The organism is Deinococcus betulae (genome assembly GCF_020166395.1).
Taxonomy (GTDB): domain Bacteria; phylum Deinococcota; class Deinococci; order Deinococcales; family Deinococcaceae; genus Deinococcus; species Deinococcus betulae.
The window spans coordinates 37,801-56,534 of sequence record NZ_JAIQXU010000024.1 but is presented as its reverse complement, the minus strand read 5'-3'; the positions used below and the strand labels follow the sequence as shown (position 1 = coordinate 56,534).

Here is an 18,734-nt window from a genome sequence, read left to right as displayed (position 1 = left end):
TGTGCCTCCTTAAAGTCTGAGTTCGCCCGGTAGACTGGGCGCTGTTCGGGAGGAGCGTCATGACATTCGTGCAGCGCCGTAAATCCACTCACTCGCCGACTCAGCAGGCCGTGACTCCAACGGCTCAGCGGCAGGGGGCCGCCGCTGAGGTCATGCAGGCCCAGCAGGCTCTTCAGCGCCACACCATCCGTCCTGTGACGGTGCAGCGGCAGGTGGCTCAGAGCCCACTTCGCGCAGCTGCCCTGGAGCGGCAGGAGGTGGGCCGCGTTCAGCGCCAGCGTCAGACGCTCGAAGCGCAGATGGCTACCCTTGCCCGTCCAACGAGCACTGCGGAAGTTCCGCTTCAGCAGCGGGTGCAAACTGCGCCCCAGTTGACTCGGCCACAGACACCTGGCGAATGGGTCACCGTCATGCGGACGCGCGCTGAAGAGGCTGAGGGACAGGCGTTAGATACACGGCAATTTGCGCAGTTTACGGCGCTTCAACGGCAGGTCGCTCAAACATTGGCGCAGGGCTTTCGAACAGAGCGAGGCCCGGCCCAGGCGCGGTATGACACCTACGGCGAGCATCTCGCTACGCTCCAACGTCACCCCAGCAGTGCTCCAGTGGCCCGTGTGGTTCTGGGTCTGGTTCCCACAGGGGAGCGGCTGGCTCTCCAGCGGGCGACAGACACAGCGGTGCAGCGGTATGAGGCTCAGGCCAGTCAGGAGAGTCAGGCATTCCGCTTCGTTGCCCTCCAGCGCCAACTGGCTGAACTTGACCAGGAGGCGACACAACCGGTCTTACAGCGCATCCAGGCCCGACGCGGGGCCGGCAATCCCCTGCCCGAAGCCATCCAACGTCACTTGGAGCAGGGCCTCAACCATGACCTCAGCCGGGTGCGCATCCACGACGACGCTGAAGCTGACAAGCTCGCCAAGGGCGTCAATGCGATTGCCTTTACGACCGGCACGGACGTCTTCTTCCAGAGCGGCAAGTTCAATCCAAACAGCCGAAGTGGCCTTGAACTCTTGGCACACGAAGTCACCCACACCGTGCAGCAGAGTCAGGGCCGCGTCGGAACTGGTATTGACCCGGATGCCGGCCTTGAAGCCGAGGCCCGCACCTCTGGTGCGCGATTGGCCCGCACCTTCTCGCCTGCGTCCTTCCTGAAGGCGCCTCACAGCCCTATGACAGCGGTCCCCCGTACTCTGGCTCCCCTGACCCCATCGCATGCCGCTCAGCGCCTTGCTGTAGGCCAGCAGGCCATCCAGCGCAGCCCCTGGGGGGACTGGTGGACGACCTTCCAGAACAAGGCCCTTGAAACCGCCCTAGAACTGGCCGCGCGGGTGCCCAATGGCCCGACCATCGTCGCGGCCTTTAAACGCAGCAAAGCGGTGTTCAGCAAAATCGTCGCCAACCCAGGCAGCTTCTTCAAGAACCTGACTGGCGCGGCGGTCAACGGCTTTACCCTGTTCCGCACCAACATCGCTGGGCATCTGCGCACGGCCCTGCTGGACTGGCTCACCGGTACCACGATGGCGGCCACCGGCGGCATGATCGCCTTCCCCAAGAGTCTGGATGGCAAGGCGCTCTTGGGCTTTGGGATGGACTTGCTGGGCCTGAATACGGCCACGCTGGTCGCCCGTTTGGGTAAGCGGTACGGCGCCGAGAACGTCGCCAAAGCGCAGGGCCAGCTCGAGGTGCTGCAGAAAGCGAAGGGAGGCCTGCACCAACTCAACGAGTTCCGCACCCTGGACAGCCAAGCCAAGGCCGGCATGCTCACCGCTGCGCGGGGCTACGCCATCCAGACGGTGGTGCAGCAGGCCGTCACCTGGGTGAGCAGTTTCATCGTGACCGGTGGCCTCGGCCCGGTGGCCCGGGCCGCGTTTGCCATGATCAGCACCTTCCTCAACAACGCCCGAACCTTCGGGCAGATCGCGGGTGGGGTGCTCGACAGTCTGCAGGACATTGCCAACGGGCAGGTTGCTGGGGCTGCCAAAACGGTGGAGCAGAACCTGGGCCGAGTGACGGGGCTGGTGCTGAAGTTTGTCTCCAAACTCCTGGGCTTGGATAAGATCGGCGCTGCCCTGCGCCGCGGCCTGAACACCGTCCAGAAGCCCATCAATACGGCCATCGACAAGGTCGTGGGCAGCAAGCCGGTTCAGACCGTCTTCCAGAAGCTCAAGGCGACGGGCAGCGCCGTAGCCACAACCGCCCGAAACACCTGGAAATCGATCACCGGCACCTTCGCTCGGATTCGCTTCAAAGCGGGGAACGAGGACCACAGCATCTGGCTGGACGTCAAGAACGACAAGCCTCGGATCATGATCGCCTCGACACCTCGGGAAGCCACCGCGCAACTCGACATCCTGAAAGGGGAAGTGGAGCAGCAGTACGCTGGCCGGCCCGAGCGGGCCAAGCTGCGGGGCCACCTGGCCCAGGGGCATCTGATCGTCCGGGAGGAAATGAAGCGGCTGACGGCCGAGTTCCAGAAGGCCAACCCGAACCGCACAGATCCCAATTGGGCCACCCGCCTCAAGAACTCGGTGCTGGGGGGCGGGACGACCCTGGCGTGCCATGAACGACTCCGACAAGAAGTAGCGCCAGTGTTTGCGGCGCTGGGGCGCTCAACAGAATTTGCCGCGCCGGTGATTGGGGTGCACCCGGTGCCCAATCCCCCAGGGTATGTGCAGGTGGACCTGGGGCGGCGGGAGTCTCACCACGTTCCCGCCTATCAGCTGTCTCAGGTGTATGGCAATGCCTACGCACAGTTGGAACAGGGCCTCAGCCAGGTCGTGACCCTGAATCCGGATGCACAGAGCAGTGCGCTGCTCAAGCGGTATCAGGCTCAATTTGCCCAGCGGCATACGCGGGCCCAGGCCGCGTCCGCCAACCGTGGGGTCGGGATGCGCGCGGTCCTGATGCACGCCAACGCCCACCGGCTGGACCCAGGCATCGCCGTCCACGCCCAGGGGATGTCCGAAGCCATCACAGACGCCATCCGGCAGGACGCCAAGAAGGAGCAGAAGGACCGGGTGACCATCCTCACCACAGTCAAGAAGAAACTCCAGGTGCCCGTCAATCCCAAGACGGATCACTGGCAGGGCTTCCTGAACACCTGCTTCGAGCATCTGATGGGCCGCGCGCCGGCCAAGGATTTCCTGGTCGAGGCGAAGAGTGCCAAGTCGTCTGAGGTCGGGAGCAAGATTGCAACTCTAGGCAGGGCTCAGCAGGAATTGACCCAGATGGACCGTGCCACCCTCGCCCGCTACCGCCGTGACCTCACCTCACGGACCAACCAGCTGGTCAAGAAGAGCTTTGATGACGCGTTCGCCAATGGGTATGCCGCCGTCTGTCAGTCACTGCGCAAGAGCCGGTACGATGGCAACTCCCAGCAGATTGAGCAAGCTCTACTGCTGTTGAGCGATCCTGTGGCGGCCCGGGCCAGCTGGGACACCCTTGGCATCACGCCAGACATCACCTGAGGATCCCGATGCATCAAACCCTGCTTGACCAACTGACCGCCCAGAGCGACGCCCTTGACACCCTCGGCCTAAAGGTGCCGACATCCGACGAGATTCGGGAGCACCTGCGTCAGGCCCACTGGGGTGAGTTGCCTTTTTTAAGAGGTTACCAGGGATTCGGGGATGACCTGATGTTCTCGCTTCGCATTGATCCAGCCCGCCCTCAACGGGACTGGCCGGTGATCTGCTCGGTCGAGGGGCAACCGGGCGGCTTGACCTACGCTTCTTCGTTGCGCACCTTTACCGTGAATCTCCTGGCCCGGCAGAACACCCTGGAGGGCTTCCACGATCTGCCTGAAGAGAGCCTGGCGGCGCTTCACCACGCGCTGTCAGGTGGGGAGGATCAAGAGACGTTTGAGCAAGGCCTGACTTACAACTTGAAGGTCATTCTTCCTGAAGCAGAAGGCCGTCTTATAGACGGCGAGACGCTGGATGACCTACGAATCGGACAGCATCTGGCGCTCTTGGACCAGGCTCCCCTGCACGTCCGTTTTCGAAATGCCTTGAGCGCCCTACTGGAAGGCAGACTGGACCGACGTGACCTGTCAAGCTTCGGCCCTTGGGCCAGTTGGCTGGCGTTGGCCGAGTATTACGCCTTTGCCCAGGCTCAGTTCCAGGCGCCATCGGAGCTTGAAGCCCAGGGACCGCGGCGCGACCTCGCGCTGAACGTGCTGGCGCATGTGCCGCAGTACGACGCGGGCATGCTGCTCTCGTATCGCCCAAAGCATTTCCTGACTCTACCGCCAACCTCCTTCAAGTCTGTTGTGGAAGCGCTCGTCACCCCATTCGGTTTCGAGACGTTGATTCCGGAAGCGCATCCGTACTGGCAGGACCCCATCGCCCATCTGATCCTGAGTGCCCACGCCCAGGCTGCCGGGAGGTATGACGGTCTGGCCCATATCGCGGCAGCCGCGATGTACGATGAGGACCGCGAAGATCCTGTGCGCTCCTTTGAGGCCTTGCAAACGGGGACCTTCTGGGCTGCTGTGAATGCTGGAATCGTTCTGCGCCCAGCTCTTGATGCAGCTATCAGCTTAGCGAGGCGACGGGGCTGGGACATAGTTGGTCAAGAACTAAGATGGAATGCGAGCTGGCTTGATTGAGGAAACCGTCCGACTCACGCCCTGTTCTTGGTGTTCCAACTCACGTGTCCAGCGGGCTTCGTGAGCTGAATGTGGTCGAATGCCATCTAGGGCGAAATATTGCATGCAGGAGAGCGCCTGTTTTAGGAATGTCAGTCACCGCTGACGTAGGTCTCCGGCTCTGGAAGGTGCCGTCCCTGGCAGTCTTGTTGCTCTCGTGCTGCGAATGTGCTAATCAAGGTCCTTTTTTGCTGCATGGTCGCAGCAGATGTGTGTTAGGGAATTTCGCGCTCTGGTGAAGAAAAAAACCGGCCGGAATTCTTCTGGACAATCCTGTGCAGAATGTCGGCTTGTGCACGGACCTAAAAAACTCTATTGTCGCAAAAAGTGCCAACCAACGTCCAAAATCTAGGCCATATCTGGAGGGTCAATGCTGAATTCTTTCAAAAATATTGAGCCACTGGTGAGCCGAATTGAACTACTCGCCTCTAGACCAGACCGCTACGTTGACTCTCCCGCGAGCAGAGCCGCAGTGGCAGATGCGTTGAATGGTCAATTATCTAAGACTCTGAGGCATGTTGTCCCAATTAGTACTCTACAGGAATATGGGGCATTTTTTACCAGCGATACTATGTCAGATGAATTGGTTGCTGATTTGTCAGACGAAGAAATTGCTAGCGGGAGCGTATTTGATCCTACATGCGGAGGAGGAAATTTACTTCTAGCTTACGCGCGTCGACTGCCGATAAAGGCGACTCTTAGTGAAACGCTTGAGTTATGGGGTCAAAAAATTCATGGCTTTGATTTACATGAGGCGTTTGTCCGCTCTACCCGTGCCAGACTCGCGCTACTGGCCTCTTACCGTGGAACAGAGGTTTACGGCTCAAAATACTGTGATAAGCCTATAAGCTCACTGGAAAGAGCATTCCCAAATATTCGCTCCTGTGATGCTGTTCGAACACAGTGGCCAAAAGTTCAGTATTTGCTTTTGAACCCACCCTATAACCGTGTGGCTAGCGATGATAACTGTGAATGGGCTTCGGGAAAAGTCTCTCTAGCTGCGAAATTCATAGAACTATCTCTCAATGGTGCAATAGAGGGCGCATCGATACGAGCAATTTTGCCTGATGTATTACGAGCAGGGTCAAATTATCGGTCTTGGCGTGAATTACTAAATAAAAAGAGCTATGTTGAGCAAATCAAGATTTTAGGACAGTTTGATACAGACACAAAAGTTGATGTTTTTCTATTGCGTCTTAATTTAGTGCGTGAAGTGACTTCAAGCCCGGCACCTTGGATGCCCCAGAGCCTTGCTGATGCGGGTGCACAGGAGAATTTAAAAGTAAGGGATTTCTTTGATGTGAGCGTGGGGAGGGTTGTCCCACATAGAGACGCGGAAATTGGCGAACTTGTCTCGTATATACACGCGAAACATCTACCGCCCTGGAAGATTATTAGGGTTGGTGGCATAGAAAGAAGATTCACTGGTGTTACCTTCCGACCACCTTTCGTTTTGGTCCGTAGAACATCTAGATCAAAGGATGCAAATCGGGCTGTAGCAACGATTGTGCGCGCTGCTGGTTGTATTGGAAAAAAAGTTGCAGTAGAAAATCACCTCATTATTTTACAGCCTAAAAGTAAAAGATTAAGAGACTGCAAAGAATTAATGGGTCGTCTATCTGATAGTCGGACCAATAATTGGCTTAATGATCGAATTAGGTGTCGACATTTGACTGTAAGTGCTCTGCAAGACTTACCTTGGTGGTCTGAATGAATGACTCTGTAGATTTTGGACATCTTAGATTCGCTCCGGATATCCTGCAAAGGCTTGGAGAAGAATTAATACCTAACCCGGAGCAAGGCTTAATTGAACTTGTAAAAAATTCGTATGACGCAGACGCAAAGCGATGCACAGTCAGACTTCAACGTGTAAAAAATCGTGGTGGGACTATCTTTATTGAAGACAATGGAATTGGAATGACCGCTGAGGATATTCTAAATGGATTTTTTATGATTGGTAAATCTAGAAAATCTCCAAAGAAGAAAACAGCTGGAAAAAGGCTTACTGTAGGTGATAAGGGATTAGGCCGCTTGGCCGCCTTGAGACTTGGTGAAAAGGTGATTATCAGAAGTAGACCAAGAAAAGAGCCTGGGATTCAATATACAGCAAAGATTGAGTGGCACAAAATTGACCATGCGGATGCTATCGAAGATATAAAGATACCAATCACTAGGGAATCTAGTACCTTACCACACGGAGTCGAAATTGAAATAATAAATTTGCGACAGAAAATGACATCAGAGGATGTTGAGAGGCTAACGAGAGAATTGATTTTGTTGAAAGATCCGTTTAAAGCATCAGGTAACTTTGAGGTTGTTTTAGCAAGTAAGGAATTCAAATTTTACCAAGATAGAGTAAAGGATTCATATTTTGACTTTTCAAACTACAAGTTGATAGCTAGCGTAGGTAAAGATGGAACCGGCAAAGCAGCTGTGCATGATAGCAGCGGAGAGGTATTATTTGAGACTTTACTCCCAATAAAATCAAGCCGAAAATATAAAATTCCACCAGCTCAACTTGAAATGTGGGTATGGATCTTAAGTAATGAGTATTTTAATGAGACAACTGCTAGATTGCAGGATGTTAGAAATTGGCTAAGGAGTGTCGGAGGGGTACATATTTATCATCGTGGCATTCGTGTTAGGCCATATGGGGATCCTGGCTTCGATTGGTTGGACATGAATTTGTCAAGAGCAAGAAGACCAGAGGAAAGACCTTCTACAAACAATGTTATTGGAAGAGTTGTGGTCAATGATCCAAATTTAGTTTTAGATCAACCAACTAATAGGATTGGATTCGTTGAGAACGAAACCTTTGATGAGTTACGAAGATTTGCGAAAGAGGTAATTGACTGGATGGGTAAGGAACGTTTGCGAATCGCGGAGGCTCGTAGAGAGGCGAGTAAACTTAGCTCGCCTAACAATAGCTCTGCTGCACTCAATGAACTGAGGCAGGTAATTAATTCTACATCCGCGCCTGCAGAAAAGAAGGGATTGCAAAACGCTCTAGATAGTTTTGTTAAAGCCAAAGAAGTTGAGCTTGATAATCTGCAAGAAGAGCTGCAGTTATACAGGTCTCTTGCAACTGCGGGAACCACATCTGCCGTATTTGCTCATGAGTCTTCAAAACCTTTAACTACGATCAAAACTTCAGCCGACACTTTGGAAAGAAGATCTAAAAAGTTTGCACCGGATAAGTTTGAAACGGAATTCAAAATACCGATAGATCGTATAAGGTCATTGTCGATATCATTAAATGCATATTCTCAGTTTCCAATTTTCCATTTGATGCGTAGGAAAAGGAATATAGATGATCTTGATTTAGTGGAAATTTGGAATAATATTGCAAAACTATTTAAGCCTTTGTTGGAGGAAGCAAAAATAACTTTGCATATTGCATCGACAGGTGCCTCCCCCATGGTCCGAGGCAGTATCGCCATGCTGGAATCTATTGCAACTAATTTAATTACTAATTCTATATACGCACTAACAAAATCTAATATTGATAGTTCTGATCGTGTGATCAGCATTTCAATAGAAGATCAGGGTGGAATGGCCCGCGTAATCCATTCAGATAACGGTATGGGCATCAAAAATGTAGACATAGAAAAGATATGGCTACCCGGAGTAACAACAAACCGACAAGGGACTGGGTTTGGTTTGACGATTGTGCGAGATTCGGTTAATGATCTTCGTGGCAGCGTAGCAGTGGTTGCCAATGGCAGTCTTGGGGGCGCTGAATTCTATATCACTCTCCCTACCAAGAAGGAGGGAAAATCCAATGACGCCTCAAATACTTCAAATACCTAGAAATATCTATATTATAGACGATAATAGAGAGCTTGCTGAAGATCTGAGAGACAGGATAGTAGATATGGATTTTAATCCTAGACTTATTATCGATGGTCATTATAAATTTGTTCCGAATCTTCTTGATGAGATTGAGAAGGGGGATTGTGGAGTTTTATGTGATCATAGACTTCAGCATGGCCGCTTGGCTGAATTTTATGGATCACAACTGGTTGCCGCATTATATGATTTGAAGTTACCGGCGCTACTCCTCACTCAATTTAGTGAGCAGGATGTAGATACCACTATTCGCAAGTATAGAAGAAAAATTCCATCTCTAATTGCTCGATCAGAGATTGATGATAATGCAATTCTTGAGGGGTTATCAAAATGTATAAAAGAACTCAATGGTGATTTTTCAGATGGTAGGGAACCACACCGTTGTCTAATAGAAATTAATTACATCGATCAAGACGGAGATGACGTTGTGGTGGACGCTTTCATACCTGCATGGCGATCGGCATCAGCAGTGCGTTTTCCTGTTGAGCTTATGGGTTTAGGGGCTGAGGAAAGGATCCGTAAAGGGCTTCAAGAATCTGAAGATGGAATCATTCACATTTTTGCAGAGGTAAATATTGGTGCAGATATTTCGGATGAATTCTACTTCGAAAATTTTGAATGGCCGAACAACACTAATGAATCTGCTCTGGGATCCTTCTTGAGCTCTATGGATGTAAGAGAATAATCTTATGGATCAGCTGCTGATACTTGATGTTGGACATGGAAATGCCTCTATTATAGAGAGTCAGGGCTTGTTTGCCGTCATAGACGCCGCTCCAGGTGCAAGCCTTGTCCAAACGCTGAGTAAGTTGAGTGTTTCTTCCATCGAACACGTTTTCATCTCACACGCTGACGAAGATCACATTGGAGGTCTAACAGCGATTTTATCCAGTAGAAACCTCATAGTTAAAAATCTGCATCTATGCCCTGATTTGAAAAAAGATGGAGCGAATATGCGGAGGCTACAGATAGCTGTTGACGACTCTATTAGCAGAAATAACACAAAACTGCATTTACAGTATGCTTCTTCCCATGCGTCATGCGAATTTGCAGACATTGCTATATACACCGTAGCCCCTCCAGGTAGTACGGCTTTTTTAGGAAATGGAGGCAGATCTACGACAGGGGTACCAATTACTAGCAATAGTGCTTCGGCTGTGTACTCTGTGTATCATGCAGGCCATCGGATTGCTCTATTCGGTGGAGACATGGATGGTCAGTCTCTTGATTTTATAAAAGCTAATAACGTCGCTATAGACTCGGACATCCTTATTTTTCCGCATCACGGGGGGCTAGCAGGTAGCGGCACAAATATGGAAGAGTTTACTCAATCTCTTATTGATGTAGTTCGCCCGAAATCCGTTATTTTTTCTATAAGTAGAAATAAATATTCTAATCCTTTGAGGGCGGTTGTTGATACTGTTATTTCATCGAAGCCGGAGATAAAGATTCTCTGCACGCAACTTTCAAAGCAATGCTCTCCAGAAAGTTCATTTAATCCTGTTTTATTAGATGAGTACTCAAAACATTTAACTTTGCTGCCAAGTGCTAGTCAAAAATCCAATGAATACTGTGCTGGATCTATCAAAGTAATCCTTCAAGGTCAGAACAGCGTTATAGAACGGAGACTGGAGCATACTGACTTTGTTAAATCATTTGTTGATTCACCAATGTGTGGCTTATACAATTCGGATAATTAATCGATTGGGTTCAGCTTGCTAGTTTAGAGGTATGATTTGAAATAGATTTGTTAGTTCCTAAAATATTAGTAGATTGGGGAATTTAGTTTTATGAAATCTCCTTCATTTCTGTTTTATTTTCAAGCCTCGATGAATCTATTTAAGATCTGGAAGTTGAATTGTACATCTACTCATATAAGTTGTATTACATCGCTGAGATGAGATACTTAGTTAGGGTTTGGAAGTTTTTAGAGTTGTTTATTTGAATTAGATAACGCAGCTTTAAGAGTTCCACAATTCATATCCGGCAGCTATCAGCATCTTAACTTCACTGAATGTACAGATGAAATAGGTTTGGCGGTCTTCAGTGTGATTACCTAGCACGATGTAGTGAGGTTTTCCGCTGCTTTGCCAGTAATTGTACATGATGTTCTGCGCGCTGCGGAGGCTGGTGGCAGTGGGAATATTTCTCATGTCCCATATCCTCTAATGATGTCACTAGCAAAGTCAATATCGAAGTTTCTAGGAACGGAATTTCGTTTGATTGAGACAGATATATACTGTCTCACAGTACCGAAGTCGATGTATCTCTCTGAGGAAGAGAAGCTGTTCTGAAGATATGAGAGAGTGTATGAGAGTTGTTCTCTGCCAATTCAATGGTGATGCATGGTTCCACTGAATAACAATTGTTCGCTAACTAGTCGTCACATCCATAAACTCACTTATGAAGATTCCTCTTTAGGGCCAAATAGCTTGGCAGACCAATGTCCAGTGCACGTTTGTCTAATTTCTAAACTTACTGTGTTCTTCGCAGCAGTATAGCCAACTCAAATGGCGAGGCACATAATGTTCAATCCTGATTGCAGTAAATAATTGTCCATCGCCATTTGCTTTGAGCAGTTCTGCCAATGAACTGAGTAGTCCCTGCACCGGCACGTCCCCTGATGTCCTGTGCCAGGACGGTTGGCGGACGCTGGTGTGGGTGCCCCTGTCCACTCGACCTGGCCGTGACGCTGCGCGGAGTGTTCAGCTTAGCTTGTTCACCGCACGAACCCTGGCGCTCATGAAGATGTCTGTTTTTGGCCAACTCACTTGGCACACCTGAGGACGCACTGAGTTGGCCACACCCTAAAACAGCTGTGGTCTTCGACTCAGTCTGGCCAAATCAATTGGCGAGGCACAAAATGCAAGCAGGGGCCGGCCTGGACACTGCCCAGGCCGGCCCTTCTTTTATGCCGCTCTGACCTCCCTTGCTGGCCACTGCAGCGTCAGCAGGGCCAGAGTGGCCAGTGCCGTAACCAGCAGGCCCGCGTGCCCTCCACTCAGGAAGGTCAGCGGCAGCGCAGCGCACAGGACGAGGGGAACTCGCAGGTACCGTCGCTGCACAGGTGAGAGGAGCAGCCAGGCCAGCCCCAGGCCAGTCAGGCTGCCTGCTCCCTCGGCCAGCAGCGGGGGCAGATAGGCCGTCAGCACGCCGCCCAGCACAAAGCCCAGTGCCAGCCCCAGCAGACTCATTGTCAGGGTCAGGGGCCGCAGCGGGAGGCGCCGGGTCAGTGCCCACAACACGCAAAGTAGCGCGGCCAGACCCAGGGCCGCCGCCTGTCCCAGATGCACCTTGTGTAGCGTTTCCCGCAGGTTGCCACCAGTAAACACAACCGCCACGTCCTGCGCAGTAATCACATCGGTTAGTCGCCAGCGGAGGGTGTGCTGGCTGCCCAGCACTGTACGGGTCTGGGATGTCGGGAACAGCGCGTACCGCTGAAATTTGGCTGGCCGGTTGGTGGTGAGGGTCAGGTCGAGGTCGCGCAGGGCCTCGCGGCGGCTCAGGACATAGCTCCAGGCCCGCGCGCCCTGGTGGGCGTAGCGCACCTGCACCCTGACCGTGCCCCGCGCCGGAACCTCTCCTTCCCAGGCCGCGCCCTCCAGCGCGGTGCCTGGCCGCAGCGGCTTGCCATTCACCACGAACTGAAAGCCGCTCAGGGTGCCGCTCCCCTGCGGCAGGGGAAAGAAAAAGCGCATGGTGGCGGCCTCGTCCAGTGGATTGGTGAAGGCGTAGGTCGCGTCAAAGGCAGCGTTGTAAAAGCTGGCACGCCCACCGGCCGGGTCGGTAAAAGCCAGGTTGGCCCGGATGGCCGCCCGGTCCAGGTCTACGGGCCGTTCGGTCAGCAGCGTGACGGCCCGGCTGTAGGTCAGGGTCTCGCCCTGGCGCGTAAAACCTTCTTGCAGGTCCTGCACGCTGCCTGCGGCGCCTCCCAGATACGGCAGCAACTGGCTCCAGCCGTCATTCACACCTATGCGGGTCACCACGTCGCGTGGCAGGGCCAGGCTGCGGGTGTAGGTGCGGGTTTCCAGCAGTGCGGCGCTTGGGGCCTGCTGGGCGGTTTGCCCGCCGTCCGGGTCGGCGGCGTTGGCGTAGCGTGCGCTCTGCTGGGCGCTGAGGCGGGTGTCCACGGCGCGGCGCGTGACCGTCACGGCCAGCAGCCCCGCGCCCAGGGCCAGGGCCACCAGGCACCACGCGGCCACTTGGGGCGCCTGGGCCGTCAGCCAGCCCAGCGCGGCGCGGGCGCGGGGCCGGTCCAGCAGGCTCAGCAGCAGCAGGGCAATCAGCCCCGCACCCAGCAGCAGCCCCGCAGGCAGGGCCAGACGGGCGAGGTCATGCAGGGCATCCAGAACGGCGGCAAAGGTGGACTGAACCATGAAAAACCTCCAAGACTCTCTCGATGTGTAAGTGACTCACCTGAGTCAATACTTCACCGGGCTGCTGAGCATCCTTCTTTAGAGGGAGAGGCGAAAAGTGGAGTGAAGCTGGCAGCCGAAGAGGCTGCGAGAGCAATTCAAAGCCTCAAAAGTGTCTTTTAAAAAATAAATCAGTTGATTTTTCAAACCTAGGCTGTCATGCTGTTAGCTATGACTTCCGTTCTTGCTTCCTCGACCCACATGGGACCAGTGGAACTGGCGGCGCGTGACCTTCAGGGCCTGGCCGCGTTCTATCAGCGCCTGTTGGGGCTCAGCGTGAGCTGGCTGGGCGCCCAGCGCGCGGTGCTCAGTGCCCAGGGCACGCCGCTGCTGCACATCCAGGCGGCGCCGCAGTGGCCGTCTGCGCCGGTCAGCCGGCCGGGGCTCTATCACACCGCCTTTTTGCTCCCCACCCGCGCCGACCTGGGCCGCTGGTTGGCGCACGCGGCGGGCCTGGGGCTGCGGATTGGCAGCGGTGACCACCTCGTCAGTGAAGCGTTTTATCTTCAGGACCCCGAGGGCAACGGCATTGAGGTCTATGCAGACCGGCCGCGCGACACCTGGGTGTGGCAAGGCGGTCAGGTGCAGATGGGCACGCAGGCGGTGGACACGGCAGCGGTGTTGGCGGCCGCAGGACTAGACCCCCGCCACCTCACGACTGCCCCCTACGCTGCGCCGGCCGGCACCGCCATTGGGCATGTTCACCTGAAGGTCGGCCACGCAGCGCAGGCGGCGGCGTGGTACGGCGAGACGCTGGGCCTGGACCTGGTGGCCGACATGGGCAGCGCGGCGTTTTTGTCGTGGGGCGGGTATCACCACCACATCGGCCTCAACGAGTGGCACACAGCGGGGCAACCCCGACCGACGGCCGAGGCCGCAGGTCTAGCGGGCCTCACGGTCCAGACGCCAGATCTGACTGCCCTGCGGGCCCATCTGAGCGGCCGGGCAGAGCTGGAAGAAGAGACCGATGTGCTGCGGCTGCGTGACCCCTGGGGCAACCGCATCACTGTTGAGCAGGCTGGAGCAGAGGACCGTCTATCCCGTTGAAACCGCCGGGGAAGACTCTGCTGAGGTGGCTGGGACACTGCTGCCTGCGCGGCCTGTCTCTGGCCTCTCGCCCGGCCCATTGATAAGGAGCTTGCCGCTGCTCCTCAGCTTTCTGGTGGCGCGCAGGCCGTAGGCTGGGCCATGCGCCTGCTGATTCCTGCTTTGCTGCTGTTGCTGCCGGCCACTGCTGCGCCGGTGACCAAGGTATATCCGGTGCTGGCGGCCCTGCCGGGCCAGGCCACGCCGTATTTTCTGGGGGCGTGGGTGGGGGACCGTTGGCTGGACCCTGACGCCGCCCGCGCCCGGCTGACGGGCCAGGAAACCTACACCCGCCTGGCACTGGGGCAGGCGCCGCAGACAGTGCGGGGCCAGAAGCCGGCCACGCTGGACTCCCCCTGTGAATGGGCTTCAGAGGTGGCCGTGCGGCCCGCCGCGCAGCTGGCGCTGTCCACCTTGTTTGTCGCTGGTGGCATGCGGGCGCAGCCCCGGCCCGTCACGGTGTTGCCCAACACGAATGCGGTCTATGCCAGCCTCGTCCGCGCCGAACTGGTGCGGCGGGGCCTTCAGAATCCGAATGTTCAGATCACCCGGCTGGTGCGCGCCGACCTGGATGGCAACGGCACCCAGGAGGTCATCATTGAGGCCAGCCGCTTTGCCGAGCGTAGCGGTGAGTCTCCGCCGCCCGTGGGCCAGCCGGGTGACTACAGCCTGCTGCTCCTGCGGCATGTGGCGGGCAGTGGGGTCAAGACCGTCACGCTGGGGGCGCATGTGGCGCCGCTCAAGCCCTGGGACCCTGGCAGCGACGTGCCCATGCCGATGGCCAATCTCTACCGGCTGGCCGGGCTGGCTGACCTGAACGGCGACGGCCGCATGGAGATTGCCGTTCAGGCCGCCTATTACGAAGGGGTAGGGGTCGGCGTGACTGAATGGAGGCCATCTGGCCTGCGTCAGACGCCTTTAGAGAGCGGCTGCGGGGTATAGCGCCTGTAGCGCTGCCTCGCGCGCTAGACTCGGCCCTCATGAGTGAGCGCGTGTTGGTGGGCCAGCAGACTGACCTCCCCGAAGGAAGTCAGGTTGCGGTCCTGGTGAATGGGGTCAGCGTGGTGGTGGTGAACTTTGAAGGTCAGTACTACGCCCTGCGCAACAACTGCACCCACAAGGATTACCCGCTGCTGGGCGGCGAGGTCAGCGCGGGGCGCATCACCTGCGAAAAGCACGGCGCCAAGTTCGAGTTAAGCACTGGCAAGGCCAAGACGCTGCCCGCCGTCAAGCCCGTGCGCCTGTACCGCACTGAATTGGAGGACGGTCAGGTGTATGTGGCGCCGCTGGAATCAGCCTGAGAGAGGTTGTCAATCGGAGAGGAGGTGCGGCCTCCGGTCGCTGCGGCGAGGACCGAGTCGGGGAAGAAGTGGGCTGATGGGAAGCCGGTGTTCAGAGGGCGGTGCCATCAGCAGAGCCCTTTCTGATCTCCACCGGAACGGCCGTACAATCCAAAGACAGCGCCCTCCTGCGAAAGCTGGCATAGCCGGCCAGTGCCTCCTCAGCCAGTCTGGCCGCCGTGTGCCTGACGGCCAGGGCGTACACTGGGGGCACTTCACCGTGCCGCAGGGGGCCACATGCTGGAATGCCCGCAGAAAAAGACCAAACGCAAGCCCGCACCTGGCGAACCAGAGCAGGCGGCGCCTCTCGTGCCCACGCTGCGGGAATCGAAGGCCCCCGACCCACCGCCCCTGACGCCACTGCGGCCCCGGCGGGTGACGCTGGCGGCCCTGTCGGCGCGTGCAGGCCAGGGCCAGGCCGCCTCGCTGGACGGGCGACCGCTGCGGCGCCGGGCCCGACGCCGGGTGAAGGCGTGACGCGCCGCGCGGCTACTGGTCAGCAGGCCACCCTGCCAGCGCCGACTGTAGCTGACCTGCTGCGTGGCCAGGGCTTTACGGTGCAGGCCGAGGGCGAGTGGGGTCTGTCCCTGGCGTTTGAGGGGGAACAGTATTTTCTGCTGCCTCAGGCTGGGGACGAGGTGTTCTACCACCTGCTGCGGCCTGGGCTATGGCCCCTGACCACCGACGAGGACCACGGCGCGGCGCTGTACGCCTGCGACGAGGTTAACCGCACAGCCAAGCTGGTCAAGTTGCACACCGCTGACGGCGAGGTCTGGGCCAGCGTTGAGGGGCTATATGACACTCCGGCAGCGTTCTGCGCGGCGCTGCCCCGCTGGCTGGCGGCCCTGCAAGAAGGTACACGGGCATTTTCCGCCACCATGCAGGGCCTGTCGTCTCTTCAGGCCGAACCTTGACCCTGGGCGGCGCCGCCGCCGCGCTGGTATACCCTGGGCGTTGACGTTCACCTGACCGTCCTGCCCTCTACTGCCCCGTGGAGTTTGTCCCAAGGAGTCTGTCACTGTGCCCCCCAAGAACACCGAGCGTCCCGCGTCGCCCTCCGCCTCTGTGCCTGCTGCCCGTCGGCGGCGAACGGCCAAGGCGGCCGGTGCGTCGCCCGCGCAGGAGAGGCCAGCGGCACCCAGGACCCACAGCACCGTCGCCAATGCCCAGAGCGAGTTTCTGAACCGCGAGCTGTCCTGGCTGGCGTTTAACGAGCGGGTGCTGGCCGAGGCTCGCGACGAGCGCAATCCGCCTCTGGAGCGCCTGAAATACGCCGCCATCTGCGGCAGCAACCTTGACGAGTTTTTCATGGTGCGCGTGGCGGGGGTTCACCGCCAGATTGCGGCGGGCGTGAACACCCCCGGCCCCGACGGCCTGCTGCCCCGCGAAACGCTGGCCCTGGTGCGTGAACGGACCCAGGCCATGCTGCGCGAAATCGAGACCGCGACCCGCCGGACCCTGCGCGACCTGAACCGGCAGGGCGTCAAGCTGGCCAAGACCTCAGAGCTGGGCCGCCGGGCCCGCGCGCAGCTGCGCGAGCACTACCTGGCCGAGATTCAGCCGGTTCTGACGCCGCTGGTCGTGGACCCCAGCCACCCCTTTCCGTACCTCAGCAACCTCAGCCTGAATCTGGCGGTGCTGCTGGCCTCCGGCGAGGACGAGGAGCCGGAATTTGCCCGTGTAAAGGTGCCGGTGGGGGTGCTGCCGCGCGCCGTCTGTATTGCCGACACGGTCCTCCTGCTTGAAGACGTGATTGCCGCCCATATTGAAGAACTGTTCAAGGGCCGTGAGGTGCTGGCGGCCCACGCCTTCCGCGTGACGCGCAACACCGATTACGAGTTCGAGGAAGAAGAAGCCGAGGACCTGCTGGCTACCATTGAAGACGGCCTGCGCCGCCGCCGCTTTGGGTCGGCGGTGCGGCTGGAGGTCATGCGCGACACGCCTCCCGCCCTGATTACCTTCCTCCAAGAGCGCCTGCGCCTGGATTCCGAGGACATCTTTACCCTGGAAGGCCCGCTGGGCACCGCCGATCTGATGGGGCTGCCCGTCAAGCGCCCGGAGCTGACCTTCGCCCCATACTCGCCCGCCGTGCCGGACCTGGACGGTGACGAAGAGGACGGCATCTTTGACACCATTCGTCAGGGGGACGTGCTGCTGCACCATCCCTACGACGGCTTTGCCAACATTCTGGACTTTCTGGAAGAGGCCAGCCGCGACCCGCAGGTGCTGGCCATCAAGCAGACGCTCTACCGCACAGGCGACGACCCGCGCCTGCTGTCGGCCCTGCGCGCCGCCGCTGAAAACGGCAAGCAGGTGGTGGCCCTGATTGAACTCAAAGCCCGCTTTGACGAGCAGCGCAATATTTCCTGGGCCAGAAAGTTGGAACGGGCCGGGGCGCACGTGGTGTACGGCGTGGCGGGCCTGAAAACCCACGCCAAGGTCACCATGATTGTGCGGCGCGAGGAAGGCGGCCTGCGGCGCTACGTGCATATCGGCACTGGCAACTACAACGCCAAGACCGCGCGCCTGTACACCGACCTGAGCCTGCTCTCGGCTGATCCCGATCTGGGCGCCGATGTGGCCGAGCTGTTTAACCACCTGACCGGCTACGCCGAGGCGGAGTATACGCACCTGCTGGTGGCCCCTGACACGGCCCGCACCGGCTTTGAGGCGCTGCTGGAGCGGGAAGCCGCCCACGCCCGCGATGGCCTGGACGCCTGGGTGCGCGTCAAGCTCAATCAGCTTACCGACCCTGGCCTGATTGAGGCGCTTTACCGCGCGGCCAGTGTCGGTGTGAGGATCGAGATGATTATTCGCGGGGTCTGCTGCCTGCGCCCCGGCATGCCCGAACAGTCGCAGACCATCCGGGTGCGCAGCCTGCTGGGCCGCTACCTGGAACATGCCCGCGTCTTTGCGTTCGGTAATGGCGGCAGCCCGGAAGTGTACTTTGGCAGCGCCGACTGGATGAGCCGCAACCTGGACCGCCGCGTCGAGGTGATCGCGCCCGTGCTTGATGACCGCCACCGCGAGGCCTTTCTGAGCATTCTGGACACGGAGTGGGCCGATACACGCGGTTCCTGGGAACTCAACGCTGAAGGCGAGTACGAGAAGATGCCCGGCGACTTCAGCGCCCAGGCGACATTTGCTGCGGCGCGGCATCCGGGGTAGGGGATAGCGTGAGTCTTACAGGCTGGATGGTTCTTGCACACGACCTTCGACCTTGCAGGAAGCGCAGACAGCTAAGTTGGGCACAGGATGACGCCTCCTGAGAGACGGTCACGCCTCCTCGGTGTGCCTAGAGACAACAAGCAACCCATTGGAGGCACAGCCCTCTACACAGAAAATTTCAGCGGCGGTAGAACGTTGCGGAGGAGGGGAGACGGCGGCCTGAATTAC

The 18,734-nt window shown here is 57.1% G+C and carries 13 protein-coding genes; 12 read left to right on the top strand and 1 reads right to left on the bottom strand.

Annotated elements, in window-relative coordinates; translation table 11 throughout:
- Positions 1 to 59: 59 nt before the first annotated feature.
- The 6 genes from K7W42_RS16705 (at position 60) to K7W42_RS16680 (ending at position 10,197) form a co-directional block, all read left to right on the top strand.
- On the top strand, positions 60 to 3,467 hold the full coding sequence (locus K7W42_RS16705) for an eCIS core domain-containing protein (protein ID WP_224575981.1): 3,408 nt from the start codon (positions 60 to 62) through the stop codon (positions 3,465 to 3,467).
- Positions 3,468 to 3,475: 8 nt separating this feature from the next.
- Positions 3,476 to 4,609: a hypothetical protein gene (locus K7W42_RS16700; RefSeq protein WP_224575980.1), complete on the top strand. Its 1,134-nt coding sequence runs from the start codon at positions 3,476 to 3,478 to the stop codon at positions 4,607 to 4,609.
- Positions 4,610 to 5,018: 409 nt separating this feature from the next.
- Positions 5,019 to 6,362, top strand: a complete 1,344-nt coding sequence (locus K7W42_RS16695) for a DNA methyltransferase family protein (RefSeq protein WP_224575979.1) — start codon at positions 5,019 to 5,021, stop codon at positions 6,360 to 6,362.
- On the top strand, positions 6,359 to 8,458 hold the full coding sequence (locus K7W42_RS16690) for an ATP-binding protein (RefSeq protein ID WP_224575978.1): 2,100 nt from the start codon (positions 6,359 to 6,361) through the stop codon (positions 8,456 to 8,458). Before K7W42_RS16695 ends, K7W42_RS16690 begins: the two co-directional genes overlap by 4 nt.
- On the top strand, positions 8,430 to 9,182 hold the full coding sequence (locus tag K7W42_RS16685) for a hypothetical protein (RefSeq protein WP_224575977.1): 753 nt from the start codon (positions 8,430 to 8,432) through the stop codon (positions 9,180 to 9,182). Before K7W42_RS16690 ends, K7W42_RS16685 begins: the two co-directional genes overlap by 29 nt.
- 4 nt (positions 9,183 to 9,186) lie before the next feature.
- Positions 9,187 to 10,197, top strand: a complete 1,011-nt coding sequence (locus K7W42_RS16680) for a ComEC/Rec2 family competence protein (RefSeq protein ID WP_224575975.1) — start codon at positions 9,187 to 9,189, stop codon at positions 10,195 to 10,197.
- Positions 10,198 to 11,406: 1,209 nt separating this feature from the next.
- On the opposite strand, the gene K7W42_RS16675 is transcribed toward K7W42_RS16680, so the two are convergent.
- On the bottom strand, positions 11,407 to 12,873 hold the full coding sequence (locus tag K7W42_RS16675) for a hypothetical protein (protein WP_224575974.1): 1,467 nt from the start codon (positions 12,871 to 12,873) through the stop codon (positions 11,407 to 11,409).
- A gap of 210 nt (positions 12,874 to 13,083) precedes the next feature.
- Between K7W42_RS16675 and K7W42_RS16670 the strand changes: the two genes are divergently transcribed.
- The 6 genes from K7W42_RS16670 (at position 13,084) to ppk1 (ending at position 18,506) form a co-directional block, all read left to right on the top strand.
- A complete protein-coding gene (locus K7W42_RS16670; RefSeq protein ID WP_224575973.1) occupies positions 13,084 to 13,959 on the top strand; it encodes a VOC family protein in 876 nt (291 codons plus the stop codon).
- 141 nt (positions 13,960 to 14,100) lie between these two features.
- The gene (locus K7W42_RS16665; RefSeq protein WP_224575972.1) at positions 14,101 to 14,940 is read left to right on the top strand and encodes a hypothetical protein; all 840 of its coding nucleotides are present in this window, start codon (positions 14,101 to 14,103) and stop codon (positions 14,938 to 14,940) included.
- 38 nt (positions 14,941 to 14,978) lie between these two features.
- Positions 14,979 to 15,299 (top strand): non-heme iron oxygenase ferredoxin subunit, encoded by a 321-nt coding sequence (locus K7W42_RS16660; RefSeq protein WP_224575971.1) that lies wholly within the window; start codon positions 14,979 to 14,981, stop codon positions 15,297 to 15,299.
- A 276-nt stretch (positions 15,300 to 15,575) separates the two neighbouring features.
- On the top strand, positions 15,576 to 15,815 hold the full coding sequence (locus tag K7W42_RS16655) for a hypothetical protein (RefSeq protein ID WP_224575970.1): 240 nt from the start codon (positions 15,576 to 15,578) through the stop codon (positions 15,813 to 15,815).
- On the top strand, positions 15,812 to 16,252 hold the full coding sequence (locus K7W42_RS16650; protein WP_224575969.1) for a hypothetical protein: 441 nt from the start codon (positions 15,812 to 15,814) through the stop codon (positions 16,250 to 16,252). Before K7W42_RS16655 ends, K7W42_RS16650 begins: the two co-directional genes overlap by 4 nt.
- A gap of 151 nt (positions 16,253 to 16,403) precedes the next feature.
- Positions 16,404 to 18,506, top strand: coding sequence for a polyphosphate kinase 1 (gene ppk1 / locus K7W42_RS16645; RefSeq protein WP_224575968.1), 2,103 nt, complete (start codon positions 16,404 to 16,406; stop codon positions 18,504 to 18,506).
- Positions 18,507 to 18,734: the final 228 nt, after the last annotated feature.

What these genes read in the sequence shown, in the direction of transcription:
- K7W42_RS16695 (WP_224575979.1), top strand. Translation starts at nt 5,019, where the DNA reads ATGCTGAATTCTTTCAAAAATATTGAGCCACTGGTGAGCCGAATTGAA.
- K7W42_RS16660 (WP_224575971.1), top strand. Translation starts at nt 14,979, where the DNA reads ATGAGTGAGCGCGTGTTGGTGGGCCAGCAGACTGACCTCCCCGAAGGA.
- K7W42_RS16685 (WP_224575977.1), top strand. Translation starts at nt 8,430, where the DNA reads ATGACGCCTCAAATACTTCAAATACCTAGAAATATCTATATTATAGAC.
- K7W42_RS16680 (WP_224575975.1), top strand. Translation starts at nt 9,187, where the DNA reads ATGGATCAGCTGCTGATACTTGATGTTGGACATGGAAATGCCTCTATT.
- K7W42_RS16690 (WP_224575978.1), top strand. Translation starts at nt 6,359, where the DNA reads ATGAATGACTCTGTAGATTTTGGACATCTTAGATTCGCTCCGGATATC.
- K7W42_RS16700 (WP_224575980.1), top strand. Translation starts at nt 3,476, where the DNA reads ATGCATCAAACCCTGCTTGACCAACTGACCGCCCAGAGCGACGCCCTT.
- K7W42_RS16665 (WP_224575972.1), top strand. Translation starts at nt 14,101, where the DNA reads ATGCGCCTGCTGATTCCTGCTTTGCTGCTGTTGCTGCCGGCCACTGCT.
- K7W42_RS16705 (WP_224575981.1), top strand. Translation starts at nt 60, where the DNA reads ATGACATTCGTGCAGCGCCGTAAATCCACTCACTCGCCGACTCAGCAG.
- K7W42_RS16670 (WP_224575973.1), top strand. Translation starts at nt 13,084, where the DNA reads ATGACTTCCGTTCTTGCTTCCTCGACCCACATGGGACCAGTGGAACTG.
- K7W42_RS16675 (WP_224575974.1), bottom strand. Translation starts at nt 12,873, where the DNA reads ATGGTTCAGTCCACCTTTGCCGCCGTTCTGGATGCCCTGCATGACCTC.
- K7W42_RS16655 (WP_224575970.1), top strand. Translation starts at nt 15,576, where the DNA reads ATGCTGGAATGCCCGCAGAAAAAGACCAAACGCAAGCCCGCACCTGGC.